12 protein-coding genes and 1 pseudogene are annotated in these 16,663 nt (G+C 64.6%); 4 read left to right on the forward strand and 9 right to left on the reverse strand.

Annotated features, from left to right (window positions below):
• Window positions 1–151: 151 nt before the first annotated feature.
• The 7 genes from CH290_RS14650 to CH290_RS14680 form a co-directional block, all read right to left on the reverse strand.
• Complete coding sequence (locus tag CH290_RS14650; RefSeq protein ID WP_033190448.1) at window positions 152–1,408, reverse strand: M20 family metallopeptidase; 1,257 nt, start codon at window positions 1,406–1,408, stop codon at window positions 152–154.
• Window positions 1,405–2,769 carry an aminotransferase-like domain-containing protein gene (locus CH290_RS14655; protein ID WP_033190447.1) on the reverse strand — a complete coding sequence of 455 codons (1,365 nt, stop codon included), beginning with the start codon at window positions 2,767–2,769 and terminating at the stop codon, window positions 1,405–1,407. The genes CH290_RS14650 and CH290_RS14655 overlap by 4 nt, the downstream gene beginning before the upstream one ends.
• A complete protein-coding gene (locus CH290_RS14660) occupies window positions 2,766–3,944 on the reverse strand; it encodes a M24 family metallopeptidase (protein ID WP_026347727.1) in 1,179 nt (392 codons plus the stop codon). Before CH290_RS14660 ends, CH290_RS14655 begins: the two co-directional genes overlap by 4 nt.
• A 282-nt stretch (window positions 3,945–4,226) precedes the next feature.
• Window positions 4,227–4,925: a GntR family transcriptional regulator gene (locus tag CH290_RS14665; protein ID WP_230621103.1), complete on the reverse strand. Its 699-nt coding sequence runs from the start codon at window positions 4,923–4,925 to the stop codon at window positions 4,227–4,229.
• A 14-nt stretch (window positions 4,926–4,939) separates the two neighbouring features.
• The gene (locus CH290_RS14670; protein WP_033190445.1) at window positions 4,940–6,403 is read right to left on the reverse strand and encodes an NAD-dependent succinate-semialdehyde dehydrogenase; all 1,464 of its coding nucleotides are present in this window, start codon (window positions 6,401–6,403) and stop codon (window positions 4,940–4,942) included.
• Window positions 6,400–9,336 carry an FAD-binding and (Fe-S)-binding domain-containing protein gene (locus tag CH290_RS14675; RefSeq protein ID WP_033190444.1) on the reverse strand — a complete coding sequence of 979 codons (2,937 nt, stop codon included), beginning with the start codon at window positions 9,334–9,336 and terminating at the stop codon, window positions 6,400–6,402. Before CH290_RS14675 ends, CH290_RS14670 begins: the two co-directional genes overlap by 4 nt.
• Entirely contained in the window at window positions 9,333–10,598 is a 1,266-nt protein-coding gene (locus CH290_RS14680) for an aspartate aminotransferase family protein (RefSeq protein WP_019664711.1), read from the reverse strand. The genes CH290_RS14675 and CH290_RS14680 overlap by 4 nt, the downstream gene beginning before the upstream one ends.
• A gap of 91 nt (window positions 10,599–10,689) precedes the next feature.
• Between CH290_RS14680 and CH290_RS14685 the strand changes: the two genes are divergently transcribed.
• Window positions 10,690–11,550, forward strand: a complete 861-nt coding sequence (locus CH290_RS14685; protein WP_033190622.1) for a ribokinase — start codon at window positions 10,690–10,692, stop codon at window positions 11,548–11,550.
• 16 nt (window positions 11,551–11,566) lie between these two features.
• Here the strand turns inward: CH290_RS14685 and crcB are convergent, their stop codons facing one another.
• Together crcB and CH290_RS14695 are read right to left on the reverse strand one after the other, a co-directional pair.
• Window positions 11,567–11,938 (reverse strand): fluoride efflux transporter CrcB, encoded by a 372-nt coding sequence (gene crcB, locus CH290_RS14690; RefSeq protein ID WP_033190443.1) that lies wholly within the window; start codon window positions 11,936–11,938, stop codon window positions 11,567–11,569.
• Complete coding sequence (locus CH290_RS14695; protein ID WP_033190442.1) at window positions 11,935–12,417, reverse strand: fluoride efflux transporter FluC; 483 nt, start codon at window positions 12,415–12,417, stop codon at window positions 11,935–11,937. Before CH290_RS14695 ends, crcB begins: the two co-directional genes overlap by 4 nt.
• Window positions 12,418–12,502: 85 nt before the next feature.
• On the opposite strand from CH290_RS14695, the gene CH290_RS14700 reads away from it, so the two are divergent.
• The 3 genes and pseudogenes from CH290_RS14700 (at window position 12,503) to ectB (ending at window position 16,630) form a co-directional block, all read left to right on the forward strand.
• Window positions 12,503–14,608, forward strand: coding sequence for a RecQ family ATP-dependent DNA helicase (locus CH290_RS14700; protein WP_033190621.1), 2,106 nt, complete (start codon window positions 12,503–12,505; stop codon window positions 14,606–14,608).
• 198 nt (window positions 14,609–14,806) lie between these two features.
• A pseudogene (gene ectA / locus CH290_RS30720) lies at window positions 14,807–15,307 on the forward strand (diaminobutyrate acetyltransferase); the annotation flags it as partial.
• Window positions 15,308–15,355: 48 nt separating this feature from the next.
• Window positions 15,356–16,630, forward strand: coding sequence for a diaminobutyrate--2-oxoglutarate transaminase (gene ectB / locus CH290_RS14705; protein ID WP_230593924.1), 1,275 nt, complete (start codon window positions 15,356–15,358; stop codon window positions 16,628–16,630).
• Window positions 16,631–16,663: the final 33 nt, after the last annotated feature.

Genomic DNA, 16,663 nt, shown 5'->3' on the forward strand with positions numbered 1-16,663 from the left:
CTTTACTACTGTCGGACCCACTGCTGTCGGACCCACTGCTGGACGACTGTGTCACGGCCGGAATACCTCTCGCTTTGTGTACAAACGTGGAGCGTCGGGTTGGTACTTCGCAGCGTTTCACACTACGGAAGCTGATGTTCGCGTTTTCGCACTACCCCTTGGACCTGGACAAAACTGCAGGTAGCGCAACGATTCTGGACGCCATCAATGCGTACGCCCTTGCGCTGTCGCACAATTGCTGGACCGACACCGATTCGTCGGGTTGATGAGCCTGCGTTTCGATCTCACCCGGTCCCAACACGACGACCGGCGTACCCAGATCTCGGGCGACGAAACCTCCGTCGCACGATGCGGTCCACACGTCGGTCCCGCGAGAGCCGACGGCGTCGGTCACCGCAGCGACCGCCGCGACTGCTGTGTCACTGTTCTCGCTGGTCAGAAAGCCAGGCATCTCCATCGAAACGCCAACGGAGACTTCGATGCCGTCACCGGTGATACCGGCGTCGTCGATCGAGAGGCGCAGCTCGCGGGCGATCTCGTGTGCGTCTTCGCCGGGCAGAAGCCGCCGATCGACGGTGAGGACGCACCGATCGGCGACCATCGAGGTTCCGGTACCACCGTCGATCGTGCCGACGTTCCAGGTCGCGGGACCGAGGACAGGGTGCGGGCTCTGCCGCATCCGAACTGCGGACCTCTCGACGAGTCCGACGATCTTCGCCGCGGCCGCGATCGCGTTGCGACCGTTGCTCGGCCTCCCGGCGTGCGCGGATCTGCCCGTCACCACGATCTCCAGGTTCGCCGCACCCCGGCACCCGGTGATCGTCACGAGGTCTGTCGGCTCCGCGACAATGCAGTGCGAGTATCTCGGCGACGGTCGACTCGGTGCGTTGTCCCTCTGCACGAACGCTCTGATCCCGAGACCGGTGTCCTCCTCGTCGACGAGGCAAGCGAGCGAGATCGGTGCAGTGAGTTCGCTTGCACTGCGCTCGATCGCGGCCATCGCCACGACCACGGCGGCCAGACCACCCTTCATGTCGCACGCGCCGCGGCCGTACAGTCGACCGTCCCGTGTCGTTGCACGAAACGGGTCCGTCGACCAACCACCCCCGGCGGGAACGACGTCGGAGTGGCCGACGAACAGAACACCCGAATCCCCTGATTTCCCTGATTCTCCTGATTCCCCTATCGAGACAATCACATTCGGGCGACCTGGCGCTACCTCCACCATTTCCACTCGAAATCCCAGATCGCGGCACCGTGAGGCAAGAACATGCGCGACGCCGCCCTCGGTACCACCTGGGTTCTCACCACCGGCATCGATCAACGCCGAAGCCAGAGAGACGATCTCGTCGGTGTCGATGGATCGGAGCAGAGAGTTCTCGAAGTCGGTGACTTCCTTCGTGGTCATCGAGTGGGATCGCTGGACATGGTGTCCACCGCCCGGTCCACTGCTGCGGCCAGTCTTTTCACACCTTCGTCGATCCGCTCGGGAGTCGAGGACGCGAAACACAACCTCAGCGAGTCGTGGAACTTGCCGCCGACGGACAACGCGGGACCGGGAATGTAGGCGACACCTTCAGCCAGAGCTACCTCGAACAGGTCCTGCGTGGACACGGCGGAGGCTGTGCCGCGCAACGTGGCCCAGAGGAAGAAACCACCCTCGGGATCCGTCGTCTCGATCCTGTCGCCGAAGTACTTCTCCAGGCTTCGCTGCATCGCGATCTTCCGCGGCCGATAGACCGCGGCGAGCGATCGTAGGTGTTCGGTCAACTGTCCCCTGCGGATGAACTCGGCGATCATTCGTTGGTTGGGCAGATTGGTGCACGTGTCCATTGCCTGCTTCGCATTGATGAGCAACTGCCTGGCCTGCGGTGCGGCGTCGACCCATCCGACCCGCAGACCGGGTGCGATCATCTTGGAGAACGTACGTACCGAGAAAACCAGCGGGTCCCCGGGACTCAGCGCGGCGAAACTCGGGATGTTCTCGCCCTCGAACCGAAGCAGCCCGTACGGATCGTCGTCGAGAATCACCGATCCCCACTTGTGCGCGAGCTCGAGCAGCAGAGTGCGTCGTGCCAGCGACATGGTGGTGCCGGACGGGTTCTGGAAGTTCGGAATGACGTAGATCATCTTCGGCGGGCGTCCCGCTCGGGCCACGAGTTCGGGCAACGCTTCGACTATCAACCCGTCGGAATCCATCGGCGCTTCGAGCACTTCGCCGCCGTAGCTCAGTACCGTCGCGGTTCCGTTCGTGTACGTCGGACTCTCGACGATGACGAGGTCACCGGGATCCACGAACAGCTTGCAGGCAAGATCGAGCCCCTGCATCCCGCCCGAGGTGATCACGATTCGGTCGGCCGACGTCGGCTCCCCTACCGAGTCGAGGTACTCCAGCAGGGCGTCGATCAGCCCGGGATCGCCTTCGGTGGCGGCGTAATCCATGGCGTCCGTCGTCATCACCTGCGCCGCGATCTCGGAGAACGCCGCCGCTGGAACCGTCTCTGCAGCAGGCGAACCCATCGCGAATCGAACGATGTCGTGCTTCTGCGCAGCGAGGAGGGAGGTGGACGAGTCGATGACCGATCCGACGAGTTTGTCGGTCCGCAGTGCCCACGGGATGGCAGGAGTGGAGCCTGCGGAATGACCCGGGGTGGCAGGAGTGGAGCCTGCGGAATGACCCGGGGTGGCAGGAGTGGAGCCTGCGGAATGACCCGGAGTAACAGGAGTGGAGCCTGCGGAATGGTTGAGCGAGGTGGCGTGCATGTTCACTCCTTCGTCAGTAGACGGCGGGGGTACGAGGTGAAGGTTTCCACTCCGCGGTCGGTGACTCTGACGGCTTCGGAGACTTCGTATCCGTAGTCGTCCATCCACATTCCGCCGATGATGTGGAAGGTCATGTTCTCGGCGAGGACGGTGTCGTCGTCGGTTCGGATGCTGACGGTGCGTTCGCCCCAGTCCGGTGCGTAGGCGATGCCGATGGAGTATCCGATGCGGGACGGTTTGTGCAGGCCGTGTTTCGCGAGGCCGACGTTCCAGATCTGCGCGAGTTCGGTTGTCGTCGTTCCCGGTCGAACTTCGGCGAGGACTCCGTCGAGCGCTTCTCCAGTGGATCGCGCGAGGTAGTCGAGTCGCTTGCTGGGCTTTCCGAGCACGATGGTGCGTGCCATGGGTACGTGGTATCGACGGAAGACGCCTGCGAGTTCGACGACCGTGGTCTCCCCTGCGATGAACCTCTGGTCGGACCACGTGAGGTGCGGTGTGTCCGCGCCGGCGCCGGTGGGAAGCATCGGGACGATCGCGGGGTGGTCGCCGCCGAAGTCGTCCGTTCCGCGTACCTGTGCGTTCATGATGGCCGCGGCTGCGTCGCACTGTCGTCCGCCGACGACCACTGCGTCGTAGGCTGCCGACATCGCGGACTCGCAGACCTTGGCGGCACCGCGCATCAGGTCGATCTCGGCGGGTGACTTGATCACGCGCACCCAGTTGATCAATTCGTAGGAGTCGGTGAATCGGTACTCGGGAAGGGATTTGACCAACGCTTCGAACGCTTTGGGGCTGAAGTAGTACGAGTCCATCTCCAGACCGACTTGGCCGTGCGAGAAGTTGTTCACCACACCGAGTTCCCGGAGGCGCTGCGCGACCCACACGAACGGGTGGGTGTCCTTGCGCTGCACGAAGGTCTCGGGATAGCCGAACGTCTGCTCCTGTGGAAGCCACGACGTCCGGAACGCTCCGTTCGCGTCCATTTCTCGGGCGAAGAAGTACAGTTCGCCTTCCAGCGGCACGTAGAGCATCTGTGGGGTGTAGAACGACAGGGCGTTGTAGCCGAGCAGGTAGTACAGATTGGACGGATCGGTGACGATGAGCGCCGTGAGGTTCTGTGACGCCATCGATGCCCGTACCGCGGCGAGGCGGGCGGAGTACTCGTCGTCGGTGAACGTGATGGGCGTGCTGTTGGGCAGGTCCGCGTATTCGGCGAGGCCCTCGGAGTGGTTCGGTCCGACCGCACTGGTGAGTTCGGCTGCGAAGTAGTCGTTCACTGGTACCCCCTTTCGAGGCATTGTCAGATGTGTCCGTTCAATCGATCTGCAGTTTGCAGATTGTTGACAATCAGGCTAAATGCCAGGTCCACTCCGCCGCAAGGAAATCCGTGTTACTTCTTCGTTTCGGCTCGTGCACGCGGGCGATTCATCACCGATTCACCCGCGCGCACATGCCTCGACCAGCTATTGAGCGATACCAGTTGCCTCGTCGGCCATCGCACGCGTCAGATCGTGGATTGCGGTGTCCATGTGCTCGTGCACGCCGGCCTCCAACGCAGACCAGTCCCCGCCGACCAGCAGGTTCACCAGCAACTGGTGCTCCTCGACCAATGCCTCCGGCCGGTAGTACGCGGTTTCGAGGTTGGCCATGCAGATGCGCGCCTCCGCCGCCAGCGTCGCGTACATCCGCGACATGCGACTGTTCGCCGTCGCGGACACGAGGGCGGTGTGGAACGCGAGGTCACGCTCGGCCAGTCCGAACCAGTCCGCGCGATCGATGTAGGGCTGCATCTGGTCCACGATCGCCGACAACCGAGCAGCAGTTGTCGTCAATGTCGATTCGTCGCCGTGCACGAGAGTCCACGCGGCGCCCACCTCGATCGCCGCGCGAGCCTCGTAGATCTCCGCGACGTCGTCGCTGCTGAGTTCGACGACGAACACTCCGCGGTTGCGGTAGCTGACCAACAGCCCTTCCTGGTTGAGCCGTTGCAGCGCTTCTCGCACCGGTCCGCGGGAGATCTCCAACTCGGCAGCAACATTCGCCTCGTTGATCTGCTCACCGGGCGCGTAGGAGCCGTCGATGATGCGGTCGCGGATCTGATCGGCGATCACCATCGACGTGTTGCGCGCGTTGATCGGCGTCAGTCTTCTTGATCCTGGCACTGGTCTCTCCTCCGCTAGGACCTCGGGATAGCAAAATACTTGTACTCGAGGAACTCGTCGATACCGACCCTGCCGCCCTCGCGGCCCAACCCCGATTGCTTGACCCCGCCGAACGGCGCCGCCGGGTTGGACACGAGCCCCGTGTTCAACCCGACCATCCCTACTTCCAGCCGCTCCCCCATCCGGAGCGCTCGATCGATGTCCTGGGTGAACACGTATCCGACGAGTCCCCATTCGGTGTCGTTGGCCAACGCGATCACCTCGTCCTCGGTGTCGTACGGAACCACAGCGGCCACCGGCCCGAAGATCTCGGTCGACATCAGATCCGATGCGGGATCCACCGAATCGAGCACCGTCGGCGGGTAGAAGTACCCCGGGCCGTCGTCCGGCGCACCTCCGACGACTGCGCGGGCGCCTCGCTCCAGAGCGTCGTCGACGAGGCGCTGCACCTTGGCCCGGCCGTCCTCGTCGATGAGCGGCCCGACCTCCACTCCGTCACCGTCGCCGGGGCCGACGTTCAGTGCGTCCATTCGCGCGCCCAGCTTCTCGGCGAACTCGATTGCCACGGAACGATGTACGAAGAACCGGTTGGCCGCGGTGCATGCCTCGCCCATGTTGCGCATCTTCGCTACCATCGCGCCGTCCACGGCCCGATCGACGTCGGCTCCCTCGGCGACGACAAAGGGTGCATTGCCACCGAGTTCCATCGACGTACGCATCACCGTCGGTGCAGCCTGCGCCAGAAGAATCTTCCCTACTTCGGTCGAACCGGTGAAGCTGATCTTGCGCGCGTCTCCGCTCGCCATCCACGAACCGACGACGCTCGCAGCGTCGGTCGTCGGTACGACGTTGACGACTCCGTCCGGCACTCCCGCCTCGACCAGAATTGCGGCCAGGGCCAGAGCGGTCAGAGGTGTCTGTTCGGCCGGTTTGAACACCACTGTGCACCCGGCGGCCAATGCTGGGCCGATCTTTCGCGTACCCATGGCGAGCGGAAAGTTCCACGGGGTGACCAGGATGCACGGGCCGACGGGTTCGCGGGTGACGATGATGCGGTTCTTCCCGTCGCCGGTCAGGGTGTGATCACCTGAAATCCGCACCGCTTCTTCCGAGAACCAGCGAAAGAACTCGGCGCCGTAGGCGACCTCACCGCGCGCATCCGCCAGCGGCTTTCCCATCTCGGCGGTGATGATCGCGGCGAGTTTCTCGGTGCGCTCGACGATCAACTCGAAAGCCCGACGGAGGATGATGCTGCGTTCACGAGGAGCCGTCTGCGCCCACGACTTCTGGGCTTCCGATGCGGCTGCCATGGCCGCCTCCGCATCGGTGACGCCGCCGTCGGCGACGGTGGCGATGGTCTCACCTGTCGCAGGATCGACGACGTCGAACGTCTTTCCGCCGTGTGCGTCGCGCCAGTGGCCGCCGATGAACACCTGGGTCGGTGAATCGATCTCGGGTCGGGTCAGTGATGTGGTCATACGTCCCTCCTGGTGGTGCCTGGATCGAGAATGTGCGCGAGGTGCGTCGAGGCCCCGGCGCTGTGGTTGTCGGTGAGCTGGCGGACCTGCATGTGGCAGCTGAAACCGTCGGTGAGGATCGGTCGATCCCCCGCCCGACGCACGGCCGGAGCGAGGGCTTGTTCGGACACCTTCATGCTCATCTCGTAGTGATCGGGTTCGAAGCCGAAGTTTCCTGCCACGCCGCAGCATCCGGTTGCTTCGTCGATCGACTCGATTCCTGCAGCGGCCAACGCCTTCCGTTGGGTCGCTTCACCGAAGACGGCGTATTCGTGGCAGTGCGTCTGGACGGTCACGGCGTCCGGAACCGTCGCCGTCGGCGTCCACCCGCCTGCCGCCTGGTCGATCACTGCGCCCGCGAAGCTCTGCACGCGCGCTGCGACGCGTCGTGCGGCGTCGGTGTTCACCAGTTCCGGTAGGTCCTTCTTCAGTGCCGCCGCGCAACTCGGTTCGGTGACGACGATGGGACGGTCGGTGCCGTCGTCGAGCGCGTCCGCCGTCCGAGCAAGGTGCTTCCTAGCCGTCGCAAGCTGCCCGGTGGAGATCCAGGTGAGCCCGCAGCAGACGTCGCTGCGGCACTCGGCTGTTCGGCCAGCGTCGGCGAGGACTCGAACAGCAGCGCCGACGATCTCCGGCCGAAATCCCTTCGTGAACGAGTCGACGAACAGTACGACGTCACCGCCCTGGACCGAGTCGGTCGTCTGCGCCTTCAGTTCTGCGCGTGATGCGAATCGCGGAAGCGCGCGCTCGGTCGTCAGTCCTCCGAGTTTCGCTGCCAGCACACCGATTCTGGGCGTCAGAACGGCATTGAGTGCCGGAGCGATCCTCGCGGTCACCTTCAGCCATCGCGGAAGCCATCCCAGTGAATAGTGCGCCATCGGACGCACCCGGCCAGCGTAGTGATGGTCGAGGAATTCCGCCTTGTAGGTCGCCATGTCCACGCCGACCGGACAGTCGGACGAGCACGCCTTGCAGGAGAGGCACAGATCGAGGGACTCCTTGACATCGGTGGATGCCCATCCCTCGGCGACGGTTCTCGAGCTGCGTACCATCTCCTGCAGCACTCGTGCCCGCCCGCGGGTGGAATCCTTCTCGTCACCGGTCGCCCGGAAACTGGGGCACATCACTCCGCCACTGCTCGATCGACAGCGGCCGACTCCGACACAGGACTGTGTGGCGTGGACGAACGGGTCGAGGTGCGGGACCGGTCGAGGATCCGGGCCCGATCCGATCTGGTGCAGATCGAAGGTCGTCTTCCACTCCCGCTTCGGGATGTTCGCCAGCGCAAGGTCGTTCATCATCGGCGCCGGGTCGGTGATACTGCCCGGGTTGAGCAGTCCGGCAGGGTCCCAGATGCCTTTGAAGCGCTCGAACGCCCTCAGCATCGTGGTCGAGTACATCACCGGCAGCAGCTCCGAGCGAGCGCGCCCGTCACCGTGTTCGCCGGACAGCGACCCGCCGTGACGGACCACGAGGGCTGCCGCATCCCGCAGGAACGCGTTCATGATCGCGCGGCCTTCGTCCGTCCGCTGGTCGAACGTTATGCGCACGTGCATGCATCCGGCACCGAAATGCCCGTACATCACTCCGGTCAAGCCGTGGTGTGCCAGCAGGTCGCGAAAGTCGGCCAGATACGCCGCGAGTTTCTCCGGGGCCACCGCCGAATCCTCCCAGCCGGGCCAGGATTCGGTGATACCGCTCGCGCCGTCCGACAGTCGCGCCGACAGTCCAGCGCCGTCCTCACGCACTCGCCACAACGACTTCCGCTCGGACGGGTCGGCGACGACGCGACCGTCCTTCAACCGTCCCAGTTCTCGGAGTCGCTCGAGCAGACGCTCGGCCTTGTCCTCCACCTCGGTGGGGTCATCGCCGTCGAGGTCGACGTACAGCCAGGCGTTGCCGGACGGGAGGCCGCGCACCGAGTCCGCGCCGCGACGCATCCGCATGGTGTCGACGATCTTCTCGTCGATGCCTTCGATCGCGGCGGGAGAGAATTCGAGAATCGTCATGACGTCCTCGGCTGCTTCGACGACGTCCTCGTATCCCAGACTGAGCAACAGGGCAGCCGGAGGTACCTCCACGAGAGACACCGTCACGGCGACGACGATCGCGCAGGTGCCCTCGCTACCCACGAGCGCACGCGCCACGTCGAATCCGTTCTCGGGCAACAGGGTCGACAGGTGAAATCCCGACACCTGACGCGGAATGAGACCGAGCTCGAGACGGAGATCCGCCATGTGGTCCGAGACGAGCGACCGCAGGTCCGCAGTGATCCGAGTGGCGGCCTCGACCGACCGGGAATCGGAGGGATCCACGGCGGCGAGTCCGTCCCGTGTGGCCCGTAGAAGATGACCGTCCGAAGTGACGACATCGAGGGCGATCGTGTGATCGGCCGTCCGTCCGTAGCGCACCGAGTGGTTGCCGCAGGCATCGTTGCCCACCGCGCCGCCGACGGTGGCACGAGACTTGCTCGACGGATCGGGTGCGTACGTCAGCGCCCCTGCCGTTTCCGCCGACACGGCGGCGGCGATTTCGGAGATGACGATTCCCGGCTCGACGACAGCGGATTTCCCCTGCTGATCGATCGACACGACCCGGTTCATGTGACGGGAGAAATCCAGAACGATTCCAGCGCCGATCGCGTTGCCCGCCATGGAGGTGCCGCCTCCCCGGCTGACTATGGGTACGCGGGCATTCGTGCACGCTCGGACCACCGTCCGGACCTCGTCCGCGGTTGCCGGAAACACGACAGCGAGAGGTGGCACGCGGTAGTTCGAGGCGTCGTAGGAGTACTCGGCACGCCGTCGAGGTGAGTCGTCCACCTCGATGTCCGTCCTCCGCAGAACATCGAGCACGCGCGCGGCGGCTTCGGGTTCGGGATCGAGAACGGTCACAATGCTCGCTTCAGGGTCCGGGCGATCGCGTCGAGTCCTTCGGCGACTTCGTCGTCGGTGACCACGAGCGCGGGAATGATGCGGACGACGTTTCCGAATCCCCCGCAGGTGAGGAGCAGCAGACCTTCGGAAATTGCGGTCTGCTGCACACGGGTTGCCGCCGCGGCGTCGGGAGCTCCGTTGTCGTCGACGAATTCGAGTGCTTGCATCAGACCGAGGCCGCGAGCATCGCCGATGGCCGAGTACTGCCCCTTCAGCTCGTTCAGTCCATCGAGAAGAACAGCGCCCTGCTCGGCTGCGTTGTCGACGAGGCCCTCGTCCCGCACCACGTCGAGTGTGGCCACTGCGGCGGCTGCGGCAACGGCGTTGCCGCCGTATGTCCCTCCCTGCGAACCCGGCCACGCCTTGGACATGAGTTCCTCGGACGCAGCGATTGCCGAGATCGGGAAGCCCGAGGCGAGTCCCTTCGCGGTGACGACGATGTCGGGGCGCGCAGCCGAGTGCTCGTGCCCCCAGAACTTGCCGGTGCGTCCGACACCTGCCTGAACTTCATCGAAGACCAGGACGATGTCGTGTCGATCCGCGCGCTCGCGCAGTCCTTCGAGGAAGGCGGGCGGGGTCGGCAGGTAGCCACCGTCGCCGAGCACAGGTTCGATGATGAACGCGGCAGTGTCGGCGGGGCTGGACACCGTCGCCAGAAGGTAGTCGAGCTCCTTCAGAGCGAACGCGACGGCCGTCTCGGTGTCCCAGCCGTAGCGGAATGCGTACGGGAACGGCGCGATGTGCACGCCTCCCATGATGGGCGAGAAACCGGAACGGAACTTGGTGCCCGCCGTCGTCAGCGACGCCGCCGCGACCGTTCGGCCGTGGAACCCTCCGTGGAACGCGATGATGTTGGGACGCCCGGTGGCCATTCGTGCGAGGCGGATCGACGCCTCGACGGCTTCGGAGCCGGAGTTGGCGTAGAAGACGCTGTTCAGTCCGGCGGGCAGCACGTCACCCAGTTTCTCGGTCAATTCCAGGAGCGGCTTGTGCATCACGGTCGTGTACTGCGCGTGAATGATCTTGCCGACCTGTTCCCGCGCGGCCTCGACGACCTTCGGATGGCAGTGCCCGGTACTGGTGACGCCGATTCCGGTGGTGAAGTCCAGGTACTTGTTTCCGTCGGTTCCGTAGATCCAGCTGCCCGACGCGTAGTCGACGACAACCGGTGTGGCCTGCTTGAGTGCGGGGCTGAGGTGAGTGCGAGCTGGAGCTGTCATGCGAGCTATCGTGGTTCAGGATTTGCAGATTGTCAACAATCTGCAACCAATCGCCTCGCTGGGCTTCGGACGTCGCGGATATCGTCGGCTCATGCCAACGACCCGTGTTGCCGTCCTCGGCAGCATCAACATGGACCTCACGACGTTCACGCCGCGGCTGCCTCAGCCGGGTGAGACCCTGCTCGGCACCACCTTCGCAGCCTCGCAAGGAGGCAAGGGCGCAAACCAGGCGTTGGCGGCCGCACGCTCGGGTGCCGACACGACCTTCCTCGGGGCCGTCGGCTCCGACGCGTTCGGCCAGGATCTGATCGACACTCTGACCGAGGCCGGCATCGACACATCCCTGGTCCGCCACGTCGACGGACCGAGCGGCGTCGCCTCGATATCCGTGGACGGTGACGGCGAGAACACGATCGTCGTCGTCGCGGGCGCAAACTCGTCACTGATCGCCCTGTCCGACGCCGAGCGTGACGCCATCGCGGGGGCCGACATCCTCATGTGTCAACTCGAGATCCCGCTGGAGACCGTCGTCGAGGGTGCTACACACGCGCGCGACCACGGCACTCTCGTTCTACTCAATCCCTCCCCTGCGCAGGACCTGCCGGACGAGCTCGTCGAGGCCGTCGACGTTCTCGTCGTCAACGAAGCCGAGGCACGGGAGTTGGCCCACGTCGTCTCCCGAGTGCCGCACGTCGTCACCACGCTCGGCGCGCGAGGCGCCCACTACCGCGGCCCCGAGTCGGCATCGGACTTCCGCTCGCCCACGGTCGACGCGATCGACACCACGGGAGCAGGCGACGCGTTCACCGGGGCGCTCGCCGCCGAGTGGTCCTCAGGCCCCGACGACGCAATCCGGTGGGCCTGTGCCGCAGGCGCTTTCGCAGCCACGCGACGGGGCGCCGGTTCCTCGTCGGGAACACGCACGGACATTCGAGGCGTCGGACAGGAATGAGCCTGGCTACGGGCCGTCAGGCAAGCCCGGCGAGCCCGAATCCCGCGGCACACGCCGCAACCGACAGCACGAGCGTGCCGACGGCGTAGCCGATGGCCTTCGCATGCTTCCCGGAGCGGACGAGCCGGACGGTATCGACACTCGCGGTGCTGAACGTGGTGTATCCGCCGCAGAACCCGGTTCCGATCACAGCTTGAAGATCCGTCGAACCATCCTGCAACACAACGAGTCCCGCGAGAAGGCCGAGCACGAGAGAACCCGAGACGTTGATGGCCGCAATCGCCCACGGAATCCCCGATCGCGGAAATCGACTCCTGAACCACGAATCGACGGCGAACCGCGTCACCGCACCGAGTGCGCCCGCAAGAGCGACGAGGACGACGATCACCGAGCACTCCTTCGGCGGTGACCGGCTGCTCCGGCGACGATGCCCGCCCAGGCAGCGACGCCGCCGAGGACCACGGTCCCGGCCCCGTAAGCCGATGCGGTGGACCAGTGTCCGTCACGAGTCAGCAGCACCGCTTCCAGCGCGAACGTGCTGTAGGTGGTGAACGCCCCGCAGAACCCCGTCCCCGCGAGCAGACGTACTCGTTGCCGCACACCGATATCCGGTCCACGCCTCGCCAAGTTCTCCAGCACGAGGCCGAGGACGAACGCTCCGACGATGTTGATCACGAAGGTTGCCACCGGCCACCCGGAAGGCCGGTGCGGCAGCGCCTCCTCCACACCGACACGGGCGAGTGTTCCCACGACGCCGCCGACGAAGACCGACGCCAGCGCCGACATGCTCGAATGCAACGGACGCGTCGACGTCGTTTCGCGCTCTCCAGGATCCCCGCCGGAATCGCGGCCTCCGCCGTCGCCCATGTCGCCTCCTCGTACCACCTTCTGCAGAAGAGTATCGACCCTCGTCCGGTCGTTCCTTGTCACACCGGTGCGGCACGATGGTGCCATGACAACCGCATCGCACACGCCGACAGACCTGCGCGCCGACGCCGAGCGCCTGCTCCGCGAGCTCGCGGGGGACGGTGCGAGCCTGCGCGAGGATCAGTGGGTCGCCATCGAGGCACTCGTGGTCGGTCGACGCCGCGCACTGGTCGTCCAGCGAACCGGGTGGGGAAAGTCGGCGGTGTACTTCATCGCGGCGAAGTTGCTTCGGGAACAAGGCCTCGGCCCGACGGTCATCGTCTCGCCGTTGCTGGCACTGATGCGCAACCAGGTCGCCTCGGCGGAGCGTGCGGGAGTGAAGGCCGCGACCATCAACTCCGGAAACATGACCGAGTGGGAAGACATCCACGCCGACGTCGCAGCGGGCAGACTGGACGTTCTGCTGGTCAGCCCGGAGCGCCTGAACAACCCGGACTTCCGCGATCAGGTTCTACCGTCGCTGGCCGGCGACGCGGGCCTGGTCGTCGTCGACGAGGCCCACTGCGTGTCGGACTGGGGTCATGATTTCCGGCCGGACTACCGTCGCATCAGGACCTTGATCTCCGAACTGAGAGAGGGAATTCCGGTTCTGGCCACCACCGCGACCGCCAACGACAGAGTGGTGTCGGACGTCGCCGCACAGTTGGGAGTCGGCGGCGGTGACACCCTCGTGCTGCGCGGAGGCCTCGAACGGGAATCACTGCATCTGTCGGTCGTGCAGATCGAGAACTCGACCGAGCGAGCGGCGTGGCTCGCGTCGCATCTCGCGCAACTGCCCGGTTCCGGGATCATCTACACCCTGACGGTCTCCGCAGCCAAGGACCTCGCCGCGTTGCTGTCCGATCAGGGCCTCGCCGTTGCCGCGTACACCGGCCAGACCGACACGACGGAACGCGAGTCGCTCGAGACCGACCTGCTGAACAACGACGTCAAAGCTCTGATCGCGACCTCGGCCCTCGGGATGGGATTCGACAAACCGGACCTCGGTTTCGTCGTGCACATGGGTGCCCCTTCATCTCCTATCTCGTACTACCAGCAGGTCGGGCGTGCAGGCCGCGGCACCGATCGCGCCGAGGTGATCCTGCTTCCCGGTCACGAGGACAAGCAGATCTGGAGTTACTTCGCGTCGGTTGCGTTTCCGCGGGAACACGTCGTCAGGCAGGTGATCGAGACTCTCGATCCGGTGAAGCCTCAATCGACACCGGCCCTCGAACCGTTGGTCGACTTGAATCGCAGTCGATTGGAGATGGTCCTCAAGATCCTCGACGTCGACGGCGCGGTACAGCGTGTTCGTGGTGGATGGATCGCGACCGGCGAGCCGTGGACGTACGACGCCGAGCGCTACGAGCGGCTCGAACAGGCTCGCGACTCCGAACAGCAGGCCATGGTCGACTACCAACGCACCGACGGCTGTCGCATGGATTTCCTCCGGCGCCAACTCGACGACCCGGACCTGACGGACACTCCGTCCCGATGTGGCCGATGCGACAATTGCACAGGCCAGTCTTACTCTGCACAGGTCGAACAGGCTGCTGTCGATCAGGCTCGCAGCAGGTTGGACCGCCCGGGACTCGACCTTCCCCCGCGCAAGCAGTGGCCGAGCGGAATGAAGAAGCTCGGCGTCTCACTGTCGGGAAAGATCACCGACGGGCACGAACCCGGTCGCGTCCTGGGAAGGTTGACCGACCTCGTCTGGGGAAACCGCCTGCGTTCCGTCCTCGACGGTCCGGACGAGGCAGCGCCGTCGTCGTTGGTCGATGGATGCATCAAGGTCCTCGCATCGTGGGATTGGAAGGTCCGCCCGACGGCTGTCCTGGCCCTCGAATCCGCGTCGCACCCGGTACTCGTCAGGTCCGTGGCGAGCGAGCTCGCACGGATCGGCCGGCTCACCGACCTGGGAGTTCTCGGTCAACGGCCAGATCATCCGGTGGTGACGGCCTCCAACTCGGCCTTTCGGGTCGCGGGGCTCGTGGACTCCTGGGACATCCCGGACCTCGACAGCGTCGACGGGCCGATACTGCTGGTCGACCTCGTGACCGACACCGGATGGACGTTCACCTGCGCCGCCGACGCCCTGCGTAGGGCCGGAGCGGACGCCGTGCTCCCGTTCGCTCTTGCCACCCCCAAGTAGACGCCCCGAGGACACTAAGTCCAGACTGTGGATCGGCGGAAGGTTATCGGAGCCGAAACTGCTCGCCGTTACCCTGAATCACACATTTGTGACCAGCGTCACAATCACGCTCTAACCTGGGGAAGCAAGGTGGTTTAGAGCGTCAATTTCCCGGGGTACATGAAATGCCATGGCCACCTTGTTACGTTTGTATTTCCTATGAAGCCCGCACAGCTGAGAGCGACCTCAATCACTGCGCCGGACGCAGTGAAGTTTCGTAGTCCAAAGATTTCCGACGGAGTCCGGCTCTGGGAGATCGCAAGAGATTCGAGAGTGCTCGATCTCAACTCGAGCTACTCGTACATCCTGTGGTGCAGGGACTTTGCTGCAACATCCGTCGTGTCGGATGTCGGCGGCAGAGCAGTTGGTTTCGTCACCGGCTACATCCGGCAAGACTCCCCCACAACGTTTTTCGTGTGGCAGGTTGCGGTCGATGCCGATCAACGAGGCAAAGGTCTCGCCGGTCGTATGTTGAACGAACTGCTCGATCGCCTCACCCCCCAGGGCATCACACACCTGGAAACCACGATCAGCCCCGACAACGAGGCCTCGATCGCACTGTTCACGGCCCTCGCTCGAACACGAGGGACCGACATTGGAAAATCAGATCTGTTCGCGCCCAATGATTTCCCTGATAGCCACGAGGCCGAGGAGCTCTACACCGTAGGCCCCGCCGCCGTGCGCGCAAACGAAAGGAACAAGCAGAACATGACCGAAAAGATTGTTACCACAGAGAAGCCCGACGTCTTCGAGACAGTCGAGTCCGCCGTCCGCAGCTACAGCCGTCAGTGGCCCGCTGTGTTCAAGACCGCGAAGAACTCGACCCTCGTGGACGAGAACGGCCGCGAGTACCTCGACTTCTTCGGTGGCGCAGGCGCACTGAACTACGGCCACAACAACCAGATCCTCAAGGACGCTCTGGTGGATTACATCCAGAGTGACGGCATCACGCACGGGCTGGACATGTCCACCGTCGCCAAGCGCGAGTTCCTCGAGTCGTTCAAGAAGAACATCCTTGACCCGCGCGGACTCGACTACAAGGTTCAGTTCCCCGGCCCCACAGGCGCCAACACCGTCGAGGCAGCTCTGAAGCTCGCCCGCAAGGTGACCGGACGTGAGTCGATCATCAACTTCACCAACGCTTTCCACGGCATGACACTCGGCGCGTTGTCGGTCACCGGCAACTCGATGAAGCGAGCCGGCGCCGGAATTCCGCTGGTGCACACCACCCCGATGCCGTACGACAACTACTTCGGCGGTGTCACCGAGGACTTCCAGTGGTTCGAGCGTGTCCTCGACGACTCCGGCAGCGGATTCAACCGTCCGGCAGCAGTCATCGTCGAAACCATCCAGGGTGAAGGCGGCATCAACGTCGCTCGTCCGGAATGGCTTCGTGCACTGGCCGAGCTGTGCTCGCGCCGCGAGATCCTGCTGATCGTCGACGACGTCCAGATGGGGTGCGGCCGCACCGGCCAGTTCTTCTCCTTCGAAGAGGCGGGCATCGTCCCGGACATCGTCACGCTGTCGAAGTCCATCGGCGGCTACGGAATGCCCATGGCACTCACCCTCTTCAAGCCTGAGCTCGACGTGTGGGCGCCGGGTGAGCACAACGGCACCTTCCGGGGTTTCAACCCGTCGTTCGTCACCTCGAAGACGGCCATCGACACCTACTGGTCCGACGACAAGTTCGAGAAGGAAGTTCTCGCCAAGGGCGAGCACATCCAGGACAACTTCATCAAGCTGTGCGCCAAGTACGACGGGGTGTCCACCCGCGGTCGCGGCATGGTCCAAGCGCTCGTGTTCGACGAGCCGGAGAAGGCAGGCAAGGTCGCTGCACTCTGCTACGACGAAGGACTGCTCGTCGAGACCGCAGGTCCGTCCGACGAGGTCGTCAAGCTGCTTCCGCCGCTGACCACGACCGTCGAAGAACTCGATCGCGGACTGGACATCATCGCAGGTGCTACTGCCAAGGTGTGCTCCTGATCCAGCAGGATCCGATCCTGCTGCACACCATCG

It is taken from the genome of Rhodococcus sp. 06-156-4, assembly GCF_002259345.1.
Taxonomy (GTDB): domain Bacteria; phylum Actinomycetota; class Actinomycetes; order Mycobacteriales; family Mycobacteriaceae; genus Rhodococcoides; species Rhodococcoides fascians_E.